This is a genomic window from Fictibacillus nanhaiensis, from assembly GCF_042686385.1.
Lineage (GTDB): Bacteria > Bacillota > Bacilli > Bacillales > Fictibacillaceae > Fictibacillus > Fictibacillus nanhaiensis.
Map to the genome: position 1 here is coordinate 1,564,956 of NZ_JBHUPF010000006.1, position 23,208 is coordinate 1,588,163.

At 40.0% G+C, this 23,208-nt stretch carries 28 protein-coding genes and 1 riboswitch; of the genes, 24 read left to right on the forward strand and 4 right to left on the reverse strand.

Features of this window, described 5'->3' with window-relative positions:
* Positions 1–32: 32 nt before the first annotated feature.
* A complete protein-coding gene (locus ACFS5O_RS11500) occupies positions 33–944 on the reverse strand; it encodes an aldo/keto reductase (protein ID WP_205726752.1) in 912 nt (303 codons plus the stop codon).
* Between the two features lie 127 nt (positions 945–1,071).
* Positions 1,072–1,206, reverse strand: a complete 135-nt coding sequence (gene mciZ, locus ACFS5O_RS11505; protein WP_066395881.1) for a Z-ring formation inhibitor MciZ — start codon at positions 1,204–1,206, stop codon at positions 1,072–1,074.
* Between the two features lie 98 nt (positions 1,207–1,304).
* Here mciZ and ACFS5O_RS11510 point away from each other — a divergent pair, with 98 nt between their 5' ends.
* From ACFS5O_RS11510 to ACFS5O_RS11550, 9 genes are all read left to right on the forward strand, one after another.
* A complete protein-coding gene (locus tag ACFS5O_RS11510; RefSeq protein ID WP_205726751.1) occupies positions 1,305–1,853 on the forward strand; it encodes an NUDIX hydrolase in 549 nt (182 codons plus the stop codon).
* A gap of 22 nt (positions 1,854–1,875) precedes the next feature.
* Positions 1,876–3,042, forward strand: a complete 1,167-nt coding sequence (locus ACFS5O_RS11515) for an endonuclease Q family protein (protein ID WP_205727302.1) — start codon at positions 1,876–1,878, stop codon at positions 3,040–3,042.
* A 62-nt stretch (positions 3,043–3,104) separates the two neighbouring features.
* Entirely contained in the window at positions 3,105–3,740 is a 636-nt protein-coding gene (spoIIM, locus tag ACFS5O_RS11520; RefSeq protein ID WP_066395870.1) for a stage II sporulation protein M, read from the forward strand.
* A gap of 121 nt (positions 3,741–3,861) precedes the next feature.
* Complete coding sequence (gene fur / locus ACFS5O_RS11525; protein ID WP_205726750.1) at positions 3,862–4,332, forward strand: ferric iron uptake transcriptional regulator; 471 nt, start codon at positions 3,862–3,864, stop codon at positions 4,330–4,332.
* A 202-nt stretch (positions 4,333–4,534) separates the two neighbouring features.
* On the forward strand, positions 4,535–4,765 hold the full coding sequence (locus ACFS5O_RS11530) for a YqzK family protein (RefSeq protein ID WP_318300239.1): 231 nt from the start codon (positions 4,535–4,537) through the stop codon (positions 4,763–4,765).
* Between the two features lie 11 nt (positions 4,766–4,776).
* Complete coding sequence (xerD, locus tag ACFS5O_RS11535) at positions 4,777–5,667, forward strand: site-specific tyrosine recombinase XerD (RefSeq protein WP_205726749.1); 891 nt, start codon at positions 4,777–4,779, stop codon at positions 5,665–5,667.
* A 113-nt stretch (positions 5,668–5,780) separates the two neighbouring features.
* Positions 5,781–6,965, forward strand: a complete 1,185-nt coding sequence (gene deoB, locus ACFS5O_RS11540) for a phosphopentomutase (protein WP_205726748.1) — start codon at positions 5,781–5,783, stop codon at positions 6,963–6,965.
* A 25-nt stretch (positions 6,966–6,990) separates the two neighbouring features.
* A complete protein-coding gene (locus ACFS5O_RS11545; RefSeq protein WP_205726747.1) occupies positions 6,991–7,800 on the forward strand; it encodes a purine-nucleoside phosphorylase in 810 nt (269 codons plus the stop codon).
* A gap of 91 nt (positions 7,801–7,891) precedes the next feature.
* Positions 7,892–9,196 (forward strand): pyrimidine-nucleoside phosphorylase, encoded by a 1,305-nt coding sequence (locus ACFS5O_RS11550; RefSeq protein ID WP_205726746.1) that lies wholly within the window; start codon positions 7,892–7,894, stop codon positions 9,194–9,196.
* Positions 9,197–9,259: 63 nt separating this feature from the next.
* On the opposite strand, the gene ACFS5O_RS11555 is transcribed toward ACFS5O_RS11550, so the two are convergent.
* Entirely contained in the window at positions 9,260–10,075 is an 816-nt protein-coding gene (locus ACFS5O_RS11555; RefSeq protein ID WP_205726745.1) for an alpha/beta fold hydrolase, read from the reverse strand.
* Positions 10,076–10,315: 240 nt separating this feature from the next.
* Here ACFS5O_RS11555 and ACFS5O_RS11560 point away from each other — a divergent pair, with 240 nt between their 5' ends.
* The 13 genes from ACFS5O_RS11560 (at position 10,316) to ACFS5O_RS11620 (ending at position 21,165) form a co-directional block, all read left to right on the forward strand.
* The gene (locus tag ACFS5O_RS11560; RefSeq protein ID WP_205726744.1) at positions 10,316–11,488 is read left to right on the forward strand and encodes a D-alanyl-D-alanine carboxypeptidase family protein; all 1,173 of its coding nucleotides are present in this window, start codon (positions 10,316–10,318) and stop codon (positions 11,486–11,488) included.
* 115 nt (positions 11,489–11,603) lie between these two features.
* Positions 11,604–11,954 (forward strand): anti-sigma F factor antagonist, encoded by a 351-nt coding sequence (gene spoIIAA, locus ACFS5O_RS11565; protein ID WP_066395843.1) that lies wholly within the window; start codon positions 11,604–11,606, stop codon positions 11,952–11,954.
* Position 11,955: 1 nt separating this feature from the next.
* The gene (gene spoIIAB / locus ACFS5O_RS11570) at positions 11,956–12,396 is read left to right on the forward strand and encodes an anti-sigma F factor (protein ID WP_066395840.1); all 441 of its coding nucleotides are present in this window, start codon (positions 11,956–11,958) and stop codon (positions 12,394–12,396) included.
* A gap of 12 nt (positions 12,397–12,408) precedes the next feature.
* Positions 12,409–13,167 carry an RNA polymerase sporulation sigma factor SigF gene (gene sigF, locus ACFS5O_RS11575; RefSeq protein ID WP_205726743.1) on the forward strand — a complete coding sequence of 253 codons (759 nt, stop codon included), beginning with the start codon at positions 12,409–12,411 and terminating at the stop codon, positions 13,165–13,167.
* Positions 13,168–14,086: 919 nt separating this feature from the next.
* Positions 14,087–14,707 carry a stage V sporulation protein AA gene (locus ACFS5O_RS11580; protein WP_205726742.1) on the forward strand — a complete coding sequence of 207 codons (621 nt, stop codon included), beginning with the start codon at positions 14,087–14,089 and terminating at the stop codon, positions 14,705–14,707.
* Positions 14,697–15,119, forward strand: coding sequence for a stage V sporulation protein AB (locus tag ACFS5O_RS11585; protein ID WP_205726741.1), 423 nt, complete (start codon positions 14,697–14,699; stop codon positions 15,117–15,119). The genes ACFS5O_RS11580 and ACFS5O_RS11585 overlap by 11 nt, the downstream gene beginning before the upstream one ends.
* A 15-nt stretch (positions 15,120–15,134) precedes the next feature.
* Positions 15,135–15,590, forward strand: coding sequence for a stage V sporulation protein AC (spoVAC, locus tag ACFS5O_RS11590; protein ID WP_205726740.1), 456 nt, complete (start codon positions 15,135–15,137; stop codon positions 15,588–15,590).
* A gap of 11 nt (positions 15,591–15,601) precedes the next feature.
* A complete protein-coding gene (gene spoVAD / locus ACFS5O_RS11595; protein ID WP_205726739.1) occupies positions 15,602–16,618 on the forward strand; it encodes a stage V sporulation protein AD in 1,017 nt (338 codons plus the stop codon).
* 1 nt (position 16,619) lies between these two features.
* On the forward strand, positions 16,620–16,970 hold the full coding sequence (gene spoVAE / locus ACFS5O_RS11600; RefSeq protein ID WP_144699279.1) for a stage V sporulation protein AE: 351 nt from the start codon (positions 16,620–16,622) through the stop codon (positions 16,968–16,970).
* A 4-nt stretch (positions 16,971–16,974) separates the two neighbouring features.
* Positions 16,975–17,553: a stage V sporulation protein SpoVABEA gene (spoVAEA, locus tag ACFS5O_RS11605; RefSeq protein ID WP_205726738.1), complete on the forward strand. Its 579-nt coding sequence runs from the start codon at positions 16,975–16,977 to the stop codon at positions 17,551–17,553.
* The gene (locus ACFS5O_RS11610) at positions 17,534–19,009 is read left to right on the forward strand and encodes a spore germination protein (RefSeq protein ID WP_205726737.1); all 1,476 of its coding nucleotides are present in this window, start codon (positions 17,534–17,536) and stop codon (positions 19,007–19,009) included. Before spoVAEA ends, ACFS5O_RS11610 begins: the two co-directional genes overlap by 20 nt.
* Positions 19,010–19,068: 59 nt before the next feature.
* A riboswitch (Lysine riboswitch) is annotated at positions 19,069–19,245 on the forward strand.
* 93 nt (positions 19,246–19,338) lie between these two features.
* Positions 19,339–20,661, forward strand: coding sequence for a diaminopimelate decarboxylase (gene lysA, locus ACFS5O_RS11615; protein WP_205726736.1), 1,323 nt, complete (start codon positions 19,339–19,341; stop codon positions 20,659–20,661).
* 69 nt (positions 20,662–20,730) lie between these two features.
* Complete coding sequence (locus ACFS5O_RS11620) at positions 20,731–21,165, forward strand: peptidylprolyl isomerase (RefSeq protein ID WP_198767680.1); 435 nt, start codon at positions 20,731–20,733, stop codon at positions 21,163–21,165.
* 55 nt (positions 21,166–21,220) lie between these two features.
* Here the strand turns inward: ACFS5O_RS11620 and ACFS5O_RS11625 are convergent, their stop codons facing one another.
* Positions 21,221–21,733 (reverse strand): DUF309 domain-containing protein, encoded by a 513-nt coding sequence (locus tag ACFS5O_RS11625; RefSeq protein WP_205726735.1) that lies wholly within the window; start codon positions 21,731–21,733, stop codon positions 21,221–21,223.
* A gap of 133 nt (positions 21,734–21,866) precedes the next feature.
* Between ACFS5O_RS11625 and ACFS5O_RS11630 the strand changes: the two genes are divergently transcribed.
* Together ACFS5O_RS11630 and scpB are read left to right on the forward strand one after the other, a co-directional pair.
* Complete coding sequence (locus ACFS5O_RS11630; protein ID WP_205726734.1) at positions 21,867–22,610, forward strand: segregation/condensation protein A; 744 nt, start codon at positions 21,867–21,869, stop codon at positions 22,608–22,610.
* A gap of 6 nt (positions 22,611–22,616) precedes the next feature.
* On the forward strand, positions 22,617–23,207 hold the full coding sequence (gene scpB / locus ACFS5O_RS11635) for an SMC-Scp complex subunit ScpB (RefSeq protein WP_205726733.1): 591 nt from the start codon (positions 22,617–22,619) through the stop codon (positions 23,205–23,207).
* The last annotated feature ends 1 nt before the right edge of the window (position 23,208 follow it).

The following is a 23,208-nucleotide window of genomic DNA, read 5'->3' on the forward strand; positions in this document are numbered from 1 at the left end:
GATATCGCTTTAGCGGGACTTTTTCTATTGAATTATGCTCGGTGCGTTTCGTAGATTTCAGCAGGGAAAAGAGAACGTAATGACTCTGACTCCATTTCACTTAAAGGTCGAGATTCAAAGGTTTTAATATTTTCTAAAAGTTGTTCAACAGAGCTTGCACCAGCAGCTGCAGTTGCCACCGGCTTTTGTTGCAACACATATTGCAAAGCTGCATGTGTGATGTTTTTATCACCTAAAACATCTTTAGACTTATTGATCTTTTTTTGTATGTCAGCGCCGGTGTAATGAAGAAACTTGCCATCAGCACTCTTTTGAAATGCTTTTTCACTCAACCATCCTTTTGCAACAGGACCTCTTGCAATAACGCTTATATCCTTTGACGCGAGAAAAGGAAACAGTTCTTCAGGACGTCTATCCAATAAACTGTATTGCATCATGATACTTTGAATATTAGAGTGCTCTGCAAAATATTTAATCGTGTTGGGCCGTATTGATGAAATTCCATAATAACGGATATAACCTTCAGACACGAGCTCATCAAAAGCTTCGATCGTTTCATCTAGCGGATCATCAATCGTCCCTCCGTGAAGCTGGTAGAGATCGATGTAGTCGGTTTGTAGACGTTTCAGGCTATCCTTTAACGCAGATTTAATATAAGTTTTCGAAGGATTCCACTTCCAACCGTCTCCAGGTTGACTCCAATCGTTTCCACCTTTTGTAGCAAGAATGATGTCTTGTCTAACGTCTTTTAGTGCTTTTCCAATAAACTCCTCATTCCACCCGAAGCCATATAAATCGGCAGTGTCAAAATAATTTATACCATGATCGAGTGCTGTTTTGACGATTTTCTCGTTCTCTTTTCCGAGTTCAGGAGCAAGGGACATACATCCTAAACTCAATTCACTCACATACAGATCAGAAGAACCAAGTCTTCTTTTCTCCATTCTAATCACCTCAACTTCATTCGATTTGTTTCTGCTTTAAACCTATCATAATGATTAAAAAAAAGAAAAAAGTCCGCACAAAAAAAGATGCGAATAAAAATTCACATCGTCAGCCGTTAAGGTGCGTTTATTTTTTTGGAGAAGTCGCGTTGATCCAGTCTTGAACAAGTTCATGCTGCTTACTATAATTTTGTAGCATATATTTGATCTGCCATGCCTTACCCACAAGCGTGATTCCTTTTGGCTGAAGATAGATCTTCATCTGCTAATCCTCCTTCAATGTCCTATTAAATGCAGTATTCCAAAGTATGATAGACTTTATGTAGAAAAGAAGATAAATAGACCATTGGAGTGTGGAAAATGGAAAACTTATACGAAAAAACGATCAGCAAAGAACAGATATACAGCGGTAAAGTTATTGACCTTTATATAGAAGAAGTTGAACTGCCGAATCAGAAGATAGCGAAACGTGAGGTTGTTAAACATCCTGGAGCAGTTGCCGTACTAGCAGTAACAAATGAAGGTAAGATGTTAATGGTAGAGCAGTTCCGTAAACCACTTGAAAAGACGATCATTGAAATTCCGGCAGGTAAGCTTGAAAAAGGAGAAGATCCCTTGGAATGTGCCAAGCGTGAGTTGTTAGAAGAAACGGGTTTTGCTTGCGAATCTATGGAATCCATCGGTTCTTTCTACACCTCACCAGGATTTGCAGACGAACTGATTCACCTTTACTATACGAACACTCTTATAAAACAAGGGGATCAAATGACAGATGAAGATGAATTCTTGAATGTACTAGAATTAAGCGTAGATGAAGCCAAGGCTTTAATGAGAGAAGAACAAATTCATGATGCAAAAACAGCATACAGTGTCATGTATATGGAGTTAACACGTGCACTCAAAAAATAAACTTCTACCGTTCTTTGCTGATATGCATATACACATCGGAGCATCTCAAACAGGAAAAGCGATCAAGATTACAGGTTCAAGATCTCTGACACTTCGCAATATTTTACACGTAGCTAAACATGTAAAAGGGATGGATGTTATAGGAATCATCGATTGTCATTCTCCTGAAGTACTTCAGGAATTAAAAGAACTTGAACAGGATGGTTACTTGAGAGAGCTAGAAGAAGGCGGCTTATCTGTTGATGGATTAACACTGATACCTGGAGCCGAGATAGAGATTAACGATGAACAATGTAAGGGGCCGATCCACGTTCTTGTATATATGCCTAGCCTTGCCGCGATGGAGAACTTAAGTCATTGGCTATCGTCTCGAATGAAGAATATTCATTTAAGCTCACAGCGGATGTATGGCAGTGCCTATGAACTTCAACAGTTCGTGAAGAATTCAGGTGGATTATTTATCCCTGCTCATATTTTTACTCCATTTAAAAGTTTATACGGAAAAGGAGTAAATTCTTCTCTAACGGAAGTGTTAGATCCGTCTATGATAGATGGTGTTGAATTAGGCTTAAGTTCGAATACAGACATGGCATCCCGACTAGAAGAGCTTTCTTCATACACCTTTCTAACGAATTCAGATGCACATTCATTAGAGAAGATCGCACGTGAATATCAGATGCTTTCGTTAAAAGAACCGACTTTTAAAGAATTCAAAATGGCTCTTCAAGGAGAGAATGGTAGAGAGATTATTGCAAATTATGGCCTGAATCCTTATCTCGGAAAATATTATAATTCGGTCTGTGAAACATGTTTAGAAGTTTTTCTTCCGAACAGTGAGAGCTGCAATAAATGTGGAAGTAAGAAGTTTGTAAAGGGAGTCAACGACCGGATCAAAGAACTACAAGGTACAAAGACAAGTAACGTAAACAGACCCCCTTACATTCATCAGATACCGCTGGAGTTCATACCAGGATTAGGTCCGAAATCGCTATCGAAACTGCGTGAAGCGATTGGGACAGACATGGATATCATACATTCTTCTACAGAAGAACAATTAAAAGAAATTGTTAAGCCCACAATAGCCAAACAGGTTCTATCTGCTAGAAACGGAGAGCTCTCTGTTCAAATAGGTGGTGGTGGATCTTATGGGAAAGTAATTTCAAACCATCCTAGTAAAACAAAAAAATAAGACATACCTTCTCCCCTGATTCATAGAATAGGATTAAGAGATTCGGTGGAGGAGGCTTACATATGGAGAGTGCGCGCTATTACATGCAGCGGCATCTAGAAGAGAATAAGACCTTGTATGCGTTTGTTGGTGTTCTCTTTTTAATGGGTGTTATTTTTGGAGCAATTATCGTAAATTCGTTGAGTCTGAATCAAAAACAAGATCTATACACTTACTTATCACGTTTTTTTGTTCAAGCGGCAGAAGGTGGTTTTACAAGCAAAACGGATATGTTCTTTCAAAGTTTTGGCCATTATCTCAAATATATGGGTCTGATGTGGATTCTAGGATTATCCGTGATCGGTCTGCCTGTTATCTTAGTCATGCTGTTCTTAAAAGGAGTTGTGATCGGCTTTACTGTAGGTTTCTTGGTGAATCAAATGGGATGGTACGGATTTTTATTATCTTTTGTATCAGTTCTGCCTCAGAACGTATTATTAATTCCAGCTTTCATCATCGTAACAGTAGCAGCAGTAGCTTTTTCTTTTAAGATGATTCGTCAACTGGCTTTTAAGAGGCACCATATGCCATTTTTACCACAGCTATTAAGATATACACTCTTGGTTGCCGGTGTAGGAGTGATGGTACTGCTTGCCTCAACGATGGAAGCGTTCTTTACTCCAGCCCTGATGGAGCAAGTTATCAAATGGTCCATTTAGCATAAAGATAATCATTCTTTGTTTATAATAAGTTTAAATCGTTAATTAAAATGAGTTTAAATTGACAACTTTTTTCTCCATGCTTATAATTATCTTGTGCGTACATAAGGAGGAAAAGGGTATGGAAAGCAGAATCGACCGTATCAAAAAACAGCTGCATTCACAAAGCTATAAGCTGACTCCACAGCGTGAGGCGACAGTTAGAGTCCTCCTCGAAAACGAAGAAGATCACTTAAGTGCGGAAGATGTTTATCTGCTCGTTAAAGAAAAGGCGCCAGAAATTGGTTTGGCGACCGTTTACCGTACTCTGGAACTCTTAACCGAGCTTAAAGTAGTAGATAAGATTAACTTTGGTGATGGGGTTTCCCGTTACGATCTTAGAACAGAGGGTGCTGATCATTTTCATCATCATCTCGTTTGTATCGAATGTGGAGCGGTGGATGAAATACAAGAAGACCTTCTTGGCGATGTGGAAAAAGTGGTTGAAGAAGGCTGGAATTTTAAAATTAAAGATCACAGACTGACATTTCATGGAATCTGTCACAGATGTCATCCTAAGGATAATAATGCAGGCGAAGGAAGCGGAGAGTAACGCTTCCTTTTTGTTTTTTGCTCAATCTTATCAAGATGGCTAGGTATTTCTATAGAGATTTCATACACAGTTAGAAGATATTAGGCAAAGAATATTTACAAAGTCCCAAGAATCGGGTAACGTATGAGGTGTAGATTTAAGTTTTATGTATATTCGGGGATCATGTGGGCATAACCTGTACTATATAAGGACAGGGGTGGACATGATGATTTCCTGGATGAAAATTGTTTGGAATACAACTAAAGTGTTCTTTGCTTTTTCAATTTGCACGCTCGTGTTTTATTTCGGTCTGCTTTGGATCAATCAAGAATATGAAAATTATCATAGATATGACGAGCCTAAAGGGAAAGCTGTTAAAGTTTTTAACCTGAGTTCTGACAAAGATTCAAACGCAGTAAAAAGGCTTTTTTACTTTTATCAGACGGGTGAGTAAGGAGGGGTAGAGTGAACGAACATGTTCAGGATTTTCTTCAATACATCATTGTAGAACGAGCCCTCTCAAAGAACACAATCGACTCCTATAAGAGAGATTTAACTCAATATGTACGATATCTCGAAAAAGTCGAATCTCTTGAAACCATTCATGAGATTGACCGTAATCATATCATGGGATATCTTTTATTTTTAAAAGAGAATGGTAAGGCTTCCACGACGCTAGCGCGAAACATTGCGTCTATTCGGTCTTTTCACCAGTTTCTTCTAAGAGAAAAGGTGTCGAGTCAAGACCCTTCTGTACATATTGAAACACCCAAGACAGAGCGGAAGCTTCCAAAAGTATTATCCACAGAAGAGGTCGAAGCTCTATTAGACACACCTTCAGCAAACGATCCTTTTTCTCAAAGAGACAAGGGCATGCTCGAGTTATTATATGCAACCGGAATTCGAGTTTCAGAGCTTGTTCAGCTTAATATAGGGGATGTTCATCTTGATATGGGTTTCATCCGTTGTATAGGTAAGGGGAACAAAGAAAGAATCATTCCTCTTGGAAAGTTGGCCCAAGCAGCGATCGAACGCTATTTACAGGATGGACGTTTAATCCTGTTAAAAAGTAAGAAAACAGATGCACTCTTTTTGAACCATCACGGGAATCGTTTATCTCGACAGGGATTTTGGAAGATTTTAAAGCAACTAGCAAGAAAAGCTCATATTGAGAAGGAACTCACACCGCATACACTTCGCCATTCGTTTGCTACTCACCTATTGGAAAACGGTGCGGATCTTCGTGCCGTGCAAGAGATGCTAGGACATGCTGATATTTCTACAACTCAAATATATACCCATGTCACGAAAACAAGATTAAAGGATGTATACTCCGCCTTCCATCCGAGGGCGTGAGCTTTCTTTTTTCAATAAGATGTCAGACTTCTGACATCATCGAGGATTTGTTTGTTGTTTCTGCTATAAGGAAATAGTAAATAAAGTGAATGCACGAATTTCAGGAGGACAAGATGAAACAATCACGTTTTAAAAGAACTTTTTTAGTCGTAATGGATTCTGTAGGAATCGGTGAAGCACCAGACGCAGAAAAATTTGGTGATAAAGGAGCTCACACACTAGGGCATATTGCACGTGAGATGAACGGCCTCAACGTTCCAAACATGGAGAAGCTAGGTCTTGGAAATATTGATTCGAACATGGAGGGTATTGAGAAAGCAGCGAATCCAATCGGTCATTACGCGAAACTACCTGAACTATCAAATGGTAAAGATACGATGACGGGGCATTGGGAGATCATGGGACTTCATATCAAGGAACCTTTCCAAACGTTCCCGGAAGGATTTCCTGATGAATTGATCGATATGCTTACAGAAAAATGGGGAAGAGGAATCCTTGGTAACAAGGCAGCTTCAGGTACAGAAATCATTACTGAACTAGGAGAAGAACATGTGAAGACTGGTAAGCTGATCGTATACACGTCTGCTGATTCTGTGCTTCAGATTGCCGCTCATGAAGATGTTGTTCCATTAGAAGAACTATATGAGATCTGTGAAACAGCAAGAGAGATGACACGTGACGGCAAGTATATGTTGGGAAGAATCATAGCTCGTCCGTTTAAAGGGGAACCAGGAGCATTTGAAAGAACGTCTAACCGTCACGACTATGCATTAAAACCTTTCGGAAGAACGGTTATGAACGAGTTAGAAGACGCAGGTTACGACAGCATCGCACTAGGTAAGATCTCTGATATCTTTGACGGTGAAGGTGTGACAAAAGCTATTCGCACGAAATCAAACATGGATGGGATGGACAAGCTTGTGGAATCCATGGATGAAGACTTTACAGGTCTTAACTTTTTGAACTTGGTCGACTTTGATGCCTTGTTCGGACATAGAAGAGACCCTAAAGGATACGGTCAAGCATTAGAAGAATTTGATGCTCGATTGCCAGAAGTTCTAGAAAAGCTAAAAGAAGATGATCTGCTTATCATCACAGCCGACCATGGAAACGATCCTGTTCATCACGGAACAGATCATACACGTGAATTTGTTCCATTGATGGTGTATTACAAAGGTATTAATGAAGGTAAAGAACTTTCCGTAGGTAATACGTTTGCTGATATTGGTGCAACGATCGCAGAGATCTATGATGTGAAAAAACCTAGTATCGGACAAAGCTTTTTAAATCAACTTTAAGGTTAAGTTAAGGGGGAAACGAAACATGTCAAAAATACAAACGTCTGCTGATTTTATTCAATCAAAACTTACTTCTGCTCCAAAAATAGGTTTGATCTTAGGTTCAGGTCTAGGAATTCTTGCTGAAGAGATTCAAAATTCGGTTATTATTCCCTACTCAGATATTCCTGAGTTTCCTGTGTCAACTGTAGAAGGTCACGCTGGACAACTTGTTATTGGTGAACTAGCAGGTAAACAAGTAGTGGCGATGCAAGGGCGTTTTCATTATTACGAAGGGTACTCAATGGAAAAGGTAACGTTCCCTGTTCGAGTAATGAAATTGATCGGGGTAGAAACAATCGTTGTAACGAACGCTGCAGGCGGGGTGAACAAAGAATTTGAAGCTGGAGATCTAATGTTGATCACTGATCACATCAATAACTTTGGTAACAATCCGTTAATCGGTGCGAATGATGATTCGTTTGGTGTTCGTTTTCCAGATATGAGTGAAGCTTATACGTTGTCTCTACAAGATGTGGCACGCAGTGTAGCAAAAGAATTAAACATCTCATTAAAAGAAGGTGTTTACGCTGGAAACACTGGCCCTTCATACGAAACACCAGCGGAAGTAAGAATGCTTCGTGTATGGGGAGCAGATGCAGTTGGCATGTCTACGGTTCCAGAAGTCATCATCGCTCGTCATGCTGGAATGAAAGTTCTGGGTATCTCTTGTATTTCAAATATGGCTGCAGGGATCTTAGATCAACCGTTAACACATGATGAAGTAATGGAAACAACAGAGATGGTTAAATCCAATTTCCTTTCCCTAGTTAAAGGAATCGTTAAAGAAATCTAACAATTTGCGTAGTATAGATTCCAAAGTATTTTAATTAACTTTTTAAAAAATATCTTCATATGTAAAGTAATAAGAAAGTGGTGCTATTAACATGAGAATGGTTGATTTGATTCAAAAAAAGCGTGATGGAAAAGAACTAACAAAAGCTGAGATCGATTTTATTATTCAAAACTATACAAACGGTGATATTCCTGACTATCAGATGTCTGCATTTGCCATGGCTGTATACTTTAAAGATATGACTACTGAAGAACGTGCTCATTTAACAATGGCGATGGTTGAGTCAGGTGATCAGATTGATCTTTCTGCGATCGAAGGAATTAAAGTAGACAAGCACTCAACAGGCGGTGTTGGTGATACTACGACACTTGTACTAGCTCCTCTAGTTGCTGCTCTTGGTGTGCCTGTAGCAAAGATGTCCGGTAGAGGACTTGGCCACACAGGTGGAACGATCGATAAATTGGAAGCTGTTCCTGGATTCCATGTTGAGATCGATAACCAAGAATTCATTGACCTTGTTAATAAAAATAAACTAGCTGTTATCGGACAAAGCGGAAACCTTACACCTGCTGATAAAAAGTTATATGGTCTTCGTGACGTAACGGCAACGGTTAACTCTATCCCGTTGATCGCGAGCTCGATCATGAGTAAAAAGATCGCAGCTGGCGCAGATGCAATCGTACTTGATGTTAAAACAGGTGCAGGAGCATTCATGAAAACACCAGAAGAAGCAGAAGAACTAGCTAACGCGATGGTTAAGATTGGAAATGCAGTAGGGCGTAACACGATGGCTGTTATCTCTGATATGAGCCAACCTCTAGGACTAGCGATCGGAAATGCTTTAGAGATCAAAGAAGCGATCGATACACTGAGTGGCAAGGGACCGAAAGATCTTGAAGAACTTTGCTTAACATTAGGTTCTCACATGGTATATCTGGCGAAAAAAGCAGATTCTTTAGAACAAGCACGTGAGATGTTAAAAGAAGTAATCGTTTCTGGAAAAGCGCTTGAAACGTTAAAAGTATTCTTAAAAGCACAAGGTGGAGATGAATCAGTAGTAGATCATCCTGAAAGAATGCCACAAGCTGCACATACTTTTGAATTAACTGCAAACGAAGATGGATTTGTTTCTGAAATTGTTGCAGATGAGATTGGTACTGCAGCAATGATCTTAGGTGCAGGACGCGCAACAAAAGAATCTGAAATCGATCTAGCTGTTGGTTTGATGCTAAACAAAAAAGTTGGAGATCAAGTTTCAAAAGGTGATTCACTCGTTACGATCTACAGCAACACAGAGAATGTAGAAGATGTAAAGAAGAAGATCCGTGATGCTTATACAATCTCAAAAGAAGCTGTAGAAGCTCCACCGCTTGTATACAAAGAAATTAAAAAATAATATAACGAAAGATGCCTCAAATTTTTTTGAGGCATCTTTTTTCGTTTGATGCTGTGTGTAATATTACTTTGTGTAGATCAAAATATCATCATAATCTCTGAAATTTTTATCTTCTAAAAAATATTGGATCATTTCATTAAATTCGTGTACTTTCATTGTGCTAAGAGGATCAAATGCATTTTTAAATAGAGCTAGAGTTGAGAAAGGAATATGATTGAAAAGAATTTCTGAAGCTTTACGTTCGTCTACTCCCATGACTTTTTTATCGCCTCCCATCACTAATGTAGGTACGCTTATACCATGTAGCTTATCGGTATGGGTTGGGAAATCAGAACTTTTCGCAAAAATAAACATGTCCTTGTCGAATGTAAAAGAATCCCGTAAGACCTTCTTGGTATACTCATCCTTTTTATATGTCTTTAAAAGAAGGTTGATAATTGTTTTATAAGACAGCCTTTTAAATATAAAATTGGATAGGCTCAAAACCCAACCAGAGACTTTGGTAGGAATTTCACTATACCCATTAGATAAGATTAATTTTTCAAGGTATATTGAATACTTGCAAGCAAATAATTGCGCGACAACAGAACCGTAAGATAATCCGACCATATACGTTTTTTCTATATTCATCTTATCTAAGAATTGTTTAATATCTTCTGCCATAACTTTTGCAGAAAATTGATGATTAGGAAACGATTTAGTCGATCCTCCATGACCTCTTAAATCAACCATAATCATCTGATACTTTTTAGAAAAAGCTTCGATTTGAGGCTCCCACATCTTCCAGCTTGCTCCTAACCCATGTAAGAACACGATGGGTTTACCACTACCTCTTACCTCATAATTTAGCACGACATTATCCATTTCTAAAGTAGGCATTACCGTACATCCCCCTGTTGCTTTTAAAAGTCAGTTAACATATATATCCATATTTATAATAAAATTATCAAATTTATTGAATGAAGTCTACATGTTAAGATTTCTGTGCAATTTGCAACTATAAAATTCCAAACGGAAAATGGGATATAGTAAGAATTTTTCTAAATGATTTAGGTGGAAGATCCGGTATAAAGTGAAAAATTATGGAAAAAATAAGACTATATGAATGGAGGGAACTGTATGAAAGGCGTTATTTCAGGTCTACTAAGTATTTGTTTGCTGGCTTCTTTTGCAATTCCAAAGGCAGATGCAGCAGAAAAACCAAAAGAAAAGATAAAGCTTGCAGAACAGAGTCACTCAGCCATTTTAATGGAACAAGATAGTGGAAGCGTGCTGTTCGATAAGAATAGCCATGAGAAACTACCACCAGCGAGCATGACAAAAATTATGACGATGATATTGATCATGGAAGCTATCGATAAAGGTAAGATCAGCTGGAACGATAAGATTCGTGTAAGTGAATATGCGGCAAGTATGGGCGGATCTCAAATCTTCCTTGAACCTGGTGAAGAGATGCGCGTAGAAGACATGGTAAAAGGTATAGCTATTGGAAGCGCAAATGATGCTTCTGTCGCTATGGCTGAACATATTGCTGGTTCTGTTGATTCTTTCGTAAATCGTATGAACGATAAAGCGAAAGAACTCGGTTTAAACGATACGTTCTTTAAAAATCCTACAGGGCTTCCTGCAGCAGGTCATTATTCGTCTGCTCATGATATGGCGATCATGGGAAAAGAGCTTCTTAAGCATGAAGAAGTTACAAAATTTACAGGACTTTATGAAGATTATTTAAGAGAAGAAACAGAAAAGAAATTTTGGCTTGTTAATACAAACAGACTTGTTAAATTTTATCCTGGTGTTGATGGATTGAAAACAGGTTTTACAAATGAAGCAAAATATTGTTTGACAGCTACAGCGAACAAGAACGGGATGAGAGTAATCGCAGTCGTGATGGGAGCACCTTCTCCTAAAGACCGAAACGCACAAGTCACTTCCATGCTTGACTATGCCTTTACGCAGTTTTCAACGAAAAAACTCTATGCCAGACACGAGATAGTAAAAGAAGTTAAAGTGCAAAAAGCAGAAAAATCTAAGCTTCCTGTCGTTACTTCTGAGCATATTTCTCTTTTACTGAAAAAAGGGGAGACAGCAAAAAAAGTAAAAACAGAAGTAAACGTGGAGAAAGATTTGAAACTACCCGTCAAAAAAGGACAGCAGATTGGTTCTTTAAAAATTTATAACGGGAACAAGCTGATTACAGAGAGTCCAGTTTTGGCATCAGAGACTGTGAAAAAAGCATCTTGGTGGAAACTTTTTAAACGAACAGCAGGACAAATGTCAAAATCCTCATAACTTACAAGATTTCTTGACAGTTATAGGCGAATTCCCACTAGTTTTGTCAAGAGTGAAGGAATTCGTCTCTTTGTATAGAAAATTCACGTTATCCAAAAAAGAAGGAGAGGATAGCGTGGGATTAGCTGTCAATTTGGAACTTAAACACACCGTATTATGCATCCGCTTAGACGGAGAACTTGATCACCATACTGCAGACATGCTTCGTTCACAAGTTGAAGAATATTTGAGGAAGCATACGGTAAACCATATTGTTTTAAATTTAGAAGGTTTGAGTTTCATGGATAGTTCAGGGTTAGGCGTTATTTTAGGGCGCTATAAACAGATCAAGAGCCAGAATGGTGAGATGGTGGTATGCGCCATATCTCCAGCAGTTAAACGTCTTTTTGAGATGTCAGGACTATTTAAGATTATCAAGCTTGAAGAAGATGAAGAGCTTGCCCTTCAGGCTTTGGGGGTGGCTTAAAATGAGAAATGAGATGAAGATTCAGTTTTCAGCGTTAAGTCAGAATGAGTCCTTCGCTCGTGTAACGGTTGCAGCATTTATCGCACAGATCGATCCTACTGTCGATGAACTAACAGAGATCAAAACAGTTGTATCTGAAGCGGTGACAAATGCGATCATTCACGGATACGAGAACAAAGCTACAGGCATGGTTTATATTGAAGCCGCCATTGAAGAAGATACGATCCACCTTACGATTCGAGACGAAGGATTAGGGATTCGTGATCTTGATCAAGCAAGACAGCCCCTTTATACGTCTAAGCCCGAGTTAGAGCGCTCAGGTATGGGTTTTACGATCATGGAGAATTTTATGGACAGTGTAGAAGTCATCTCAGAACCGTCTTACGGAACAACGATTCATTTGACAAAATACTTAACCAAAAATAAAGCTATGTGTAATTAAGGGAGTATGTCTATGGATGTCGAGGTGAAAGGCAGCAAAAGTGAACCGTTTCTTAAGGATGAAGAGATTAAGTTATTGATCAAACAGAGTCAGGATGGAGATCAGTCAGCACGTGATACGATTGTTGAAAAGAACATGCGGCTTGTCTGGTCTGTGGTTCAGCGCTTTTTAAACAGAGGTTATGAGGCAGACGACCTCTTTCAAATCGGCTCTATCGGGCTATTAAAATCTGTTGATAAATTTGATCTTTCTTATGATGTGAGGTTCTCCACCTATGCAGTGCCCATGATCATCGGTGAGATACAGCGCTTCATCAGAGATGATGGAACAGTGAAAGTCAGCAGATCATTAAAAGAGACTGGTAACAAAGTGCGTAAAGCAAAGGATGAACTATCTAAAAAGCTTGGAAGAACACCAACTATTTCGGAAGTAGCAGAATTTCTAGAAATTGCGGTGGAAGATGTGATTATGGCGCAGGATGCCGTACGAGCACCACAGTCGATTCATGAAACTGTTTATGAGAACGATGGTGATCCCATTACGCTGCTCGACCAAATCTCCGATCACTCAGAAAACAAGTGGTTTGATAAGATCGCATTAAAAGATATTATGGATAAGCTTGACGAGAGAGAGCGGTTGATCGTGTATTTAAGGTATTTTAAAGATCAAACGCAATCCGAAGTTGCCGACCGGCTGGCTATTTCTCAAGTACAGGTATCCCGACTCGAAAAGAAAATATTATTGTTTATGAAAAACCAGATGGAGACTTAAACGTCCTATCTGGTTTTTTGCTTTTTTCAAGAACTTGTAAGAGAGTTGATCTCCGCTCCAGGTTGCACGCTTTCCATGGGGCGAACGGTGAGCCTCCTGCCGCTTTGCGCCCTTAGGAGTCTCACCTGACCGCTCGTCCCATAGGAGTCGGCAACCTTCCGCTCCAATCAGCTTTCAATGAAGTAGAAAAAAGCATCTAAAAACAAAACGCTTAGAATAAGCATTTTATTCCGGCGTTACATCAAGAGGCTTCGTTCAAACCGCTATCCGTCCTAACAGTCTCCACCAGTCTTAGCTCTTTCGTGATTAAAGGTGAACAGTTAAGAAGGCAAACTGCGCATTCATATTCCCGGCCAATTTTGCATGTCGGTTCTTATGGAGCCACTTTTACTTTTTTGACTGTCTTGTCCGCTTCAATTATTCTTGTTCCTCACTCTAAAAAGGTAATCCTTCCGAAGTGAGGAGCATCCTCGTCACACTTGCCTTGCAGAAAACATCCAATCAACTTGTAAAGGAAGTGAAAAAGAAAAATTCTAAAAGCAAATTGTTTTAAAAGCCTTTTGTTTACGCAAATTTCACCAAGAGTCTTTTGTACTTAAGTTATGACTTTCAAACTAAAGTTCCAACATCCTTAGTGTTACCTAAACTTCGTTGATTCGGTTGATTGTAGTGTAGGGTGCGAGACTCCTGCGGGACGAGCGGTCAGGTGAGACACTTAGAGGCGCAAAGCGGCAAGTGGCTCACCGGTCGCCCCGCGGAAAGGGAGCACCTGAAACGGAAATAAACCACTTTCAAATACATCAATGAACCCCAAAACGTTTTAGTGGTAGTTTTTGGATGCTGTTATATGTGAAGCATGATAAGAATTCCATAATCGCATACTAAACACAAATGCGCTTAGAAAGAGGTGAAGTGAAAATTGGATAAAACGGTATACCTGCGTATGCGTCAACGTGTACAGGTCATTCAGCATCAGAAAGTCACGATTGGTGAAGTTGCACAGATCGTAGCATCTGATGAATTAGAAGAAACCATCAAAGGATATATCATCCACGAAGTAACCCCTGAAGATAAGCATTTGATTGTGATCGATGTCATGCGTGTGATCGCTACGATTCAAAAGAAAAAGCCAGGCTTAGATGTCCAAACCATCGGACCGGCACAATCGATTCTGGAGATTCAGATGCACCAAAAAAAGCTGGCACCCGTGTATTTTGTTTTGGTGTGGCTTCTGCTTTTTACAGGCTCGGCTCTTGCGATCATGAATTTTCATGAAGATGTTAGCATGCAGCTTGTTCACCAGAAAATCTATTTTATGATAACGGGGCATTATAAAGAGCAGCCTCTATTACTCCAGATTCCCTATTCGTTCGGTCTTGGTCTTGGCATGATCCTATTCTTTAACCATCTTTTCCGAAAAAGACTTAACGAAGAACCGAGCCCGTTGGAGGTTGAGATGTTTAATTATCAGCAAGACCTCGATCAGTATGTGATCGTTCATGAAAACAAAGAAACAGAGAAGAAGATCAATGGGAATTAAAGTGTTGCTCGTTGCTTTTATCGGTTTTGGCGGTGGAATCACAGTAGGCTCTGGACTTGTTGCTCTCATAACGGTTCTTGGAATTGTACCTAGACTGATGCAGCTCTCTAAGACGTATCGATACATTAGAGGATATGAAATGAGCATCATATTAGGAGCTGTGATCGGTGGTTGGATGAATCTTAGAAACGCTTCGATTGGGTTTCCAGCCTTCTTTCTTGTTCCGATTGGTCTGTTTACAGGAATATTTGTCGGAATGTTAGCTGCAGCTTTAACAGAAGTATTAAACGTACTCCCGATTCTTGCGAAAAGAGTAGGATTTGGAGAGAAAATTATCATTATATTAATGGCGATTGTACTAGGTAAAATCTCAGGATCTTTGTTTCATTGGATGTACTACATTAATCATTAAGGATGTGATTGTACGATGGCAACAAAAGAAGAACAACAGGCATATGCCGAAAAAATTAAGTCGATACAGCCGAAACCTCCGTATGTTTTAAATTGTATAAAAGCTTTTTTAGTAGGTGGAATCATCTGCACGATCGGTCAAGCGATACAAATGTTTTATATGACTTACTTTAATTTTACGCAAGAAACTGCGGGAAATCCTACGGTTGCTACACTCATTCTAATCGCAGCACTCTTAACTGGGCTCGGGGTATACGATAAGATCGGTCAGTTTGCCGGTGCAGGTTCTGTCGTTCCAGTAACAGGATTCGCTAACGCCGTTACCAGTGCGGCATTAGAACATAAAAGTGAAGGTCTAGTACTAGGAGTCGCTACAAATCTCTTCAAATTAGCTGGAGCTGTTATCGTATTCGGAGCGGTTTCAGCCTACATTTTCGGTATGATCCGCTACATCTTTCAGCATTTGACATAAGGAGTGAAGGCATGAATTTATTAGGAAGACAAACATGGAAATTTGCAAATAACATTTACTTAAACGCGGCCGGAACAGCAGTAGGTCCGATGGAAAGCGAAGGACCTTTAGGCAAATATTTTGATAAAACATATAACAACCTTCACTGCGGACAAAAGAATTGGGAACTTGCTGAACGCCAGTTGATGGAAGATGCAATCAATGCTTGTTTGCACAAAGTAAAGATGAAGCCAGAAGATATCAACTTTTTGTTGGCAGGTGACTTGTTAAACCAAATTGTTTCGTCAAACTACACGGCTAGAGGAAACGGAATCCCTTTTTTAGGTGTATTCGGAGCATGTTCTACATCGATGGAGTCTTTAGCGTTAGGGGCAGCTTTAGTGGATGGGGGGTATGCAAATCGAATTGTTGCCGCAGTAAGCTCCCACAATGCTACAGCTGAAAGGCAGTTTAGATATCCTACTGAATACGGCGGACAAAAGCCAGATACAGCTACGTTTACCGTAACAGGTGCAGGTGCTGCCCTTGTGAGCAAAGAGGTATCAGATATAAAAATCACATCGGCAACTGTTGGAAAAGTAGTGGACTTAGGAATCAAAGATCCTTTTGATATGGGATCAGCGATGGCTCCTGCAGCTGCAGACACGATCGCGGCACATTTTAAAGAGATGGATGTTCAGCCTGATGAGTACGATTTAATCGCTACAGGGGATCTATCTGGAGTCGGTGCACCGATCGTTAAGATGTTATTAAAAGAGCAAGGTTATGATGTGTCAGACAATCATAGAGATTGTGGATTGATGATCTATCGAAGCGGACAACAGGTTTTTGCAGGAGGAAGTGGCTGTGCGTGTTCGGCAGTCGTTACGTACGGATATATCTTAGACGAGATTCGAAAAGGCAACCTGAAGAAAGTCTTAATGGTCGCAACGGGCGCATTATTGAATCCGGTAATGGTTCAACAAAAAGAGAGTATTCCAACGGTTGCTCACGGCGTGGTTCTAGAGCGAGCGGAAGGGGGGCAATAAGATGGAATTTTTTTGGGCTTTTGTAGTAGGGGGAGCCATTTGTGTTGTCGGCCAGCTGATGATGGATGTCATGAAGCTGACTCCGGCTCATGTTACGACTTCCTTCGTAGTGATTGGTGCACTTCTTGATGCTTTTGGGATCTATGATAACCTGATTAAATTTGCAGGTGCAGGTGCTACCGTTCCCATTACAAGCTTTGGTCACTCCCTTCTGCATGGAGCGATGGCTTCAGCTGAAGAACATGGCTTTATCGGAATCGCTATGGGAATCTTTGAGTTAACATCTGCAGGAATATCATCTGCTGTTCTGTTTGGGTTTTTAGTGGCAGTCATCTTTGAACCAAAGGGGTGATCACATGGTGAAAAAACGGGTCATTTTCATAACGGATGGAGATTTGTATGCTTTGCGAGTGGTTGAGCATGCCGCTAAACAAGTTGGAGGACGCTGTATTTCACAATCTTGGGGAAATCCAACTAGAAAAAGCGGTAACGAACTGGTAGAGATGATCCGAAAAACACCTCATGACCCTGTACTTGTGATGTTTGATGACTGTGGATTTAAAGGAGAAGGTCCGGGAGAACATGCGATGAGATACATTCATCAACAGAAAGATATAGAGGTTATTGGTGCAGTAGCTGTAGCTTCAAAAACGCATTTTACAGAATGGACAAAAGTTCACTGTTCGATGGATCGATACGGAGAACTAACAGAGTTCGGTATTGATAAGAGTGGGATTCCGGACCTGGAAACAGGAAGAATAAACGGGGATACCGTCTATATCCTCGATGAATTAAACCTTCCTTTCGTAGTAGGTGTTGGGGACATCGGAAAAATGGCAGGCTTTGATGCAATAGAAAAAGGAGCTCCAATCACTGTAAAAGCGATTCAACTCATTTTAGAAAGGAGCGAATCAATTGGCAACCGAAAAAAATAAAACACCAATCAGTAAAAACATTCAAGATACAGAAAGGTTCTTAAAAGAACGACTCGGTATTGGTGTCAGTTTTGATGTTGGTGTCAGAAAGATCTTTGTTTTAAAAAAGGAACTTCAGCTGTATTATTGTACAGGACTTTGCGACAGTGAGTTCATCATCATGATCTATCGCGAACTAATGGATATGGATCATGGTCATCGGGCACCAAGTAAAGTAAAAGATCTTGTACATAACCACCTCGCCCATCAGCAAGTAGAACTTACAAAGTCTTTGGATGAAGCTGTAGACCGTATGCTCTCAGGTTTGATCGTTATATTCATTGACGGTGAAGAAGAAGCATTCGTTGTGGATGTAAGAAGTTATCCAGGAAGATCTCCAGAAGAACCTGACATTGAGAAAGTGGTAAGGGGAGCGCGTGATGGATACACAGAAAACATTATCATTAATACTGCTCTTACAAGAAGGCGCATTAGAGATGAACGATTACGACACGAAATTCTTCAAGTCGGTGAACGTTCCAAGACGGACGTGTGTTTGTCTTATATCCAAGATGTAGCAGATCCTGGACTCGTTGACCTCATTAGAAAAGAGCTTAACTCGATTGAGATCGACGGAATACCCATGGCCGATAAGACGATAGAAGAATTTGTAGTAAAACAAGGCTGGAACCCGTTTCCTTTAGTACGTTACACAGAAAGACCTGATGTTGCAGCTCAACACTTGATGGAAGGTCATGTATTAATCATCACAGATACATCACCAAGTGTCATCATTACACCTACAACACTTTTTCATCACGTACAACATGCAGAAGAGTTTAGGCAGACACCATTCATAGGTGCATTTTTAAGATGGACCCGTTTTACAGGTATGCTGGCATCGGTATTCTTAGTACCGATGTGGCTATTGTTCTCGATGGAAGAGCAATTGCTGCCGCCTTTCATTGATTTTATAGGTCCGAATAAACACACGAACATCCCTTTGTTTCTTCAAATTATTTTTGCAGAGATGGGGATCGATATTTTAAGACTTGCGGCCATCCATACACCGAGTGCTCTATCAACCGCCATGGGTCTGATCGCGGCTGTATTGATCGGTCAGATAGCGATTGATGTGGGGTTATTCGTTCCAGAAGTTATTCTTTATGTTGCAATTGCTGCCATTGGGGCGTTCTCTACACCTAGTTATGAGCTGAGTATCGCCAACAGGGTTTTGCGTCTTTTTCTGATTATTATGGTCATGCTCTTTAAAGTCCCTGGGTTTATCGTTGGTTTTACCATCATGATCTTGTATATGGCAACGATTAAGAATCTGAACACACCATACCTATGGCCGTTCATTCCTTTTAATCCTAAAGCATTCCTGCAGATCGTTGTTCGGATAGCCGTTCCGGTTTCTAAAGTTCGGCCGAGTATCGTACATCCGCAGAACACCAAAAAACAGCCAACTAATTAATCTGTCCCTTGCTGATTGTTGAAAATTATGTTAAATTCATAACTAAATAAATATGCCTCATATGAGGTAGAGGCGCAAAACGAATGAGTAGCATATGGAGTTCATGGATGACGATGAAATATGTTGAAAGGTCAATTTGCCGAAGTGTAAGAAGGGTTCCATCGCTTTTTATGCTGGGCCGCTGCTGAATAAGCAACGGACTGTCACTACATCTGTAGTGGAGAGCTATTCCGACATGAGGGTACGGTTTTGACAGCCTGCCTTAGTTGCGGCTGTTTTTTGTATTTGTCGGGATTGAATTCTCTATCAACAACGAGAGGGGATTTTTTGTGAATTTACACGGAACATCAAGAATTGGAGATAATCAGCATCTTTGGATCGGTGGTATAGATACGATAGAGCTTGCGAAAAAATATGGAACACCGCTTTATCTGTATGATCTATCCTTAATTAAAAATAGAGCAAGAGGTTTCAAAAATGCGTTCGAGGAAAGCGGGGTAGGGTATCAAGTCGCTTATGCCTCAAAAGCCTTTTCCTCGATCGCCATGTTTCAGCTTATCGAGCAAGAAGGATTAAGTCTCGATGTGGTTTCAGGCGGAGAACTTTATACAGCACTTCAAGCTGAATTTCCACCTGAGAGAATTCACTTTCATGGAAACAACAAGAGCTTAGCAGAATTAGAATTTGCACTTACAGCTGGAGTTGGCTGTATTGTAGTAGATAATTTTCATGAGATCTCATTATTAAAGATGTTGAGCAGTAAGCTAAACAAAAAAGTAAACATTCTTCTTCGTTTAACTCCAGGGATTGAAGCACATACCCATGATTACATCATTACTGGACAGGAAGATTCTAAGTTTGGATTTGACCTAGGAAATGGTCAAGGAGACAAAGCACTTCAAGAAGTAATTGCATTTGAAGGCTTTCGTGTTCTAGGGATTCATTGTCATATTGGCTCTCAAATTTTTGAAACAGAAGGGTTCACCCTGGCGATTGAAAAACTGTTTAATCATTTTAAGAAGTGGGAAGAAAATTTTAGTTATTTTCCAAGTGTCGTAAATCTTGGAGGCGGATTCGGTATCCAATATACAACAGAGGATACACCTCTATCTCCCGAACAGTACGTTTCAGCCATGATCGTAGAAGTGAAGAAACAGATGATTCAATTTGAAGGTCAAGATCTTCCTGAACTTTGGATTGAACCAGGCCGTTCCCTTGTAGGGGATGCGGGTACGACGATCTACTCGATTGGCTCTCAAAAAGAAATCGAGGGAGTTAGACACTATGTTTCCATTGATGGCGGGATGACAGATAACATTCGTCCTGCACTCTACCAAGCGAAATATGAAGCTTTTGTAGCGAATAAGATGAACGAACAAGCCACAAAAACGGTATCGATCGCAGGGAAGTGCTGTGAGAGCGGCGATATGTTAATTTGGGATATTGACCTTCCTGAAGTATGTGATCGCGACTTCTTGGCTGTTTCCTGTACGGGTGCTTACGGTTATAGTATGGCAAGCAACTATAATCGAATTCAGCGGCCAGCAGTTGTATTTGTAGAAAACGGAGAAGAACAGCTAGTAGTTAAGAGGGAAACATATGAAGACCTCATCAAGAACGATGTTCCGCTAAAATCGAATGTTTTTGTGTAAATTAGTTTACGGAGCAGCTTTTTAGCCGTACAATGGTAGTTGAATGAAGTAGAAGGAGGCCTGTTTTTTATGAAAAAAGGTTCAATTGAATTTGAAAACGGCGAAAAAATTGTATTTGATCTGTATCAGGAAGAAGCACCTGGAACAGTAGAAAACTTTGAAAAACTTGCAAACGAAGGCTTTTACAACGGTGTTACATTCCACCGTGTTATCCCTGGATTTGTAGCTCAAGGTGGAGATCCAACAGGAACTGGAGCTGGCGGCCCTGGTTATTCTATTCCTTGTGAAACAGAAGGAAACCCACACAAGCACGTAGCAGGTTCTCTTTCAATGGCGCATGCTGGTCGCGATACAGGTGGAAGCCAATTCTTTATCGTACACGAGCCACAGCCGCACTTGAACGGTGTTCATACTGTTTTTGGACAAGTTACAGAAGGTATGGAAACGGTCCTTCGTATTAAACAAGGCGATGTAATGAAAGAAGTTAAAGTTTGGGAAGAATAATTTCCAAATAAGAAAAGCTCCGGATTTTTCCGGAGCTTTTTTATGCTTTAGGCAATTATAAATTTCTGTTTTTCATAAGTTTTTGTCTATTTCGTTCATCAATAACAGTGGAACGGTCTCTTAAAAAGTGTTTATTTACGATGTTTTCATCCACTACGGTTGATAAAGACCACTCTTCTTCCGTCACACCAGCTTTTACTAAACATACGCGCATAAGGTCAGTTGAAAGTGAAAGTGCTATCGACTCAAAAGGTTGCTGTTGCTCAACTTTTTGTGTAATTCTATCGAGTAGTTCAAAAAATGGTTCAGCTTCTATCCCGAGTTCTTTCAGTGCCGATTCCTCTTTTTGCAGCTTCACTTTACAACTCAAGATCATTCGTCTAGCTCCATTGTAGTTTCCGCGCCGATGATGATATTGGGCTACTGCAAGCTGGATCAATCCAGGCCACAGATCTCCTTTCATTCCCTCGTCCTTCCAATGCTCCTCAAGCACTTCATGACATTCAAAGTAATCTTGATCTCTATGAAAATGCACCAAGTATTGTATCCATGGTTTTGGATAAGTCACTGATCGTTCACGCCCCTTAATAAGCTCGACTCTAAGTTTACCATATACACAGCATGAATAAAAACAAGCCGCGAGACGTACAAAATATGATATAATTTTATAATACAAAATCGCTAAAAACTGGGGAAATGTTATGCAATATAGTGTGAAGCTTGATGGATTTGAAGGTCCGCTAGACTTACTGCTTCATTTGATACAAACCTACGAAGTGGATATCTATGATATTCCGGTAGCCATCATAACTGAGCAATACCTTCAATATATACATACGATGAAAGAACTTAAACTTGATGTAGCAAGTGAATTTTTAGTCATGGCAGCTACACTTCTTGCCATTAAGAGCAAGATGCTGCTACCAAAGCATGAAGAAGAGCTGTTTGAGAATCAAATGGAACTTGAGATGGAAGAAGATCCAAGAGATGATTTAGTAAGAAGACTCGTTGAATATAGAAAGTACAAGCACGCTGCTGATGAACTGAAAGAAAGAGAATCAGCAAGAAGTTTAATATACACCCGTCAGCCAGCTGATCTCTCTCAGTTTGAAAAAGAAGAGTCAGCAAAACAAGTGACCAACGTAACCCTTTATGATATGTTGCAGGCGATGCAGAAAGTCTTTCAAGAAAAGGTAACGCGGGCACCTAAGCAAACGACCATTGAACGGCAAGAGATTCCGATTGAAAAAAGGATGGAACAAATAAAATCCTCTCTTCTTTCGGTAGGCGGAAGAAAAAAGTTTACAGATCTTTTTGATAAGAGTACGAAAGAACATGTCGTTGTGACGTTTCTTGCTATATTAGAGCTTATGAAAGTAAAATCAATTAATTGCGAACAACAAGATCATTTTAGCGAAATTTATATAACGATGTTAGAGGAGTAATACGATTTGGAACGAAATGAATATAAAGCGGTTATCGAGGGTTTACTTTTTGTCAGCGGAGATGAAGGAATCGACAGGAAACAGATCTCTCAAGTACTAGAGATCGATAGCAAAGAACTGGATCCCGTCATAGAAGAGTTAAAACAAAGTTATGCGTCATCAGATAGAGGGATGTCTATTGTCGAATACGCGGGATCTCTTCAATTTGTAACGAAACCTGAACACGCTGCCTTTTATGAACGCCTTGTAGAAACACCTGGTCATGCTACACTTTCTCAAGCGGCCCTTGAAACACTTGCGATCATCGCCTATAAACAGCCCATTACAAGGTCAGAGATCGAAGAAGTTAGAGGTGTGAAAACGGAGAAACCGTTGCAGACACTATCTGCAAAAGGTTTGGTAAAAGAAGTGGGACGAGCAGAGGGAACGGGACGGGCTATTCTTTATGGTACAACAAAAGCGTTCTTAGAACATTTTGGTCTGCAAAGCGTAAAAGAGTTGCCTCCACTTCCAGAGAACATTCAGGAAGAAAATGTAGAACAAGAAGCAGATCTGTTTTTTTCTAAGTTTCAAGAATCACTATCTACCGATGAATAGC

Bases quoted from the DNA above. Each gene is read 5' to 3' on its own strand.
- deoB (WP_205726748.1), top strand. From the start codon at position 5,781: ATGAAACAATCACGTTTTAAAAGAACTTTTTTAGTCGTAATGGATTCT.
- ACFS5O_RS11510 (WP_205726751.1), top strand. From the start codon at position 1,305: ATGGAAAACTTATACGAAAAAACGATCAGCAAAGAACAGATATACAGC.
- ACFS5O_RS11560 (WP_205726744.1), top strand. From the start codon at position 10,316: ATGAAAGGCGTTATTTCAGGTCTACTAAGTATTTGTTTGCTGGCTTCT.
- spoVAD (WP_205726739.1), top strand. From the start codon at position 15,602: ATGAATTTATTAGGAAGACAAACATGGAAATTTGCAAATAACATTTAC.
- fur (WP_205726750.1), top strand. From the start codon at position 3,862: ATGGAAAGCAGAATCGACCGTATCAAAAAACAGCTGCATTCACAAAGC.
- ACFS5O_RS11500 (WP_205726752.1), bottom strand. From the start codon at position 944: ATGGAGAAAAGAAGACTTGGTTCTTCTGATCTGTATGTGAGTGAATTG.
- ACFS5O_RS11555 (WP_205726745.1), bottom strand. From the start codon at position 10,075: ATGCCTACTTTAGAAATGGATAATGTCGTGCTAAATTATGAGGTAAGA.
- ACFS5O_RS11585 (WP_205726741.1), top strand. From the start codon at position 14,697: ATGGGAATTAAAGTGTTGCTCGTTGCTTTTATCGGTTTTGGCGGTGGA.
- spoIIM (WP_066395870.1), top strand. From the start codon at position 3,105: ATGGAGAGTGCGCGCTATTACATGCAGCGGCATCTAGAAGAGAATAAG.
- sigF (WP_205726743.1), top strand. From the start codon at position 12,409: ATGGATGTCGAGGTGAAAGGCAGCAAAAGTGAACCGTTTCTTAAGGAT.
- spoVAC (WP_205726740.1), top strand. From the start codon at position 15,135: ATGGCAACAAAAGAAGAACAACAGGCATATGCCGAAAAAATTAAGTCG.
- ACFS5O_RS11515 (WP_205727302.1), top strand. From the start codon at position 1,876: ATGCATATACACATCGGAGCATCTCAAACAGGAAAAGCGATCAAGATT.
- ACFS5O_RS11550 (WP_205726746.1), top strand. From the start codon at position 7,892: ATGAGAATGGTTGATTTGATTCAAAAAAAGCGTGATGGAAAAGAACTA.
- spoIIAB (WP_066395840.1), top strand. From the start codon at position 11,956: ATGAGAAATGAGATGAAGATTCAGTTTTCAGCGTTAAGTCAGAATGAG.
- ACFS5O_RS11630 (WP_205726734.1), top strand. From the start codon at position 21,867: ATGCAATATAGTGTGAAGCTTGATGGATTTGAAGGTCCGCTAGACTTA.
- ACFS5O_RS11530 (WP_318300239.1), top strand. From the start codon at position 4,535: ATGATGATTTCCTGGATGAAAATTGTTTGGAATACAACTAAAGTGTTC.
- ACFS5O_RS11620 (WP_198767680.1), top strand. From the start codon at position 20,731: ATGAAAAAAGGTTCAATTGAATTTGAAAACGGCGAAAAAATTGTATTT.
- spoVAEA (WP_205726738.1), top strand. From the start codon at position 16,975: ATGGTGAAAAAACGGGTCATTTTCATAACGGATGGAGATTTGTATGCT.
- spoVAE (WP_144699279.1), top strand. From the start codon at position 16,620: ATGGAATTTTTTTGGGCTTTTGTAGTAGGGGGAGCCATTTGTGTTGTC.
- ACFS5O_RS11545 (WP_205726747.1), top strand. From the start codon at position 6,991: ATGTCAAAAATACAAACGTCTGCTGATTTTATTCAATCAAAACTTACT.
- mciZ (WP_066395881.1), bottom strand. From the start codon at position 1,206: ATGAAGATCTATCTTCAGCCAAAAGGAATCACGCTTGTGGGTAAGGCA.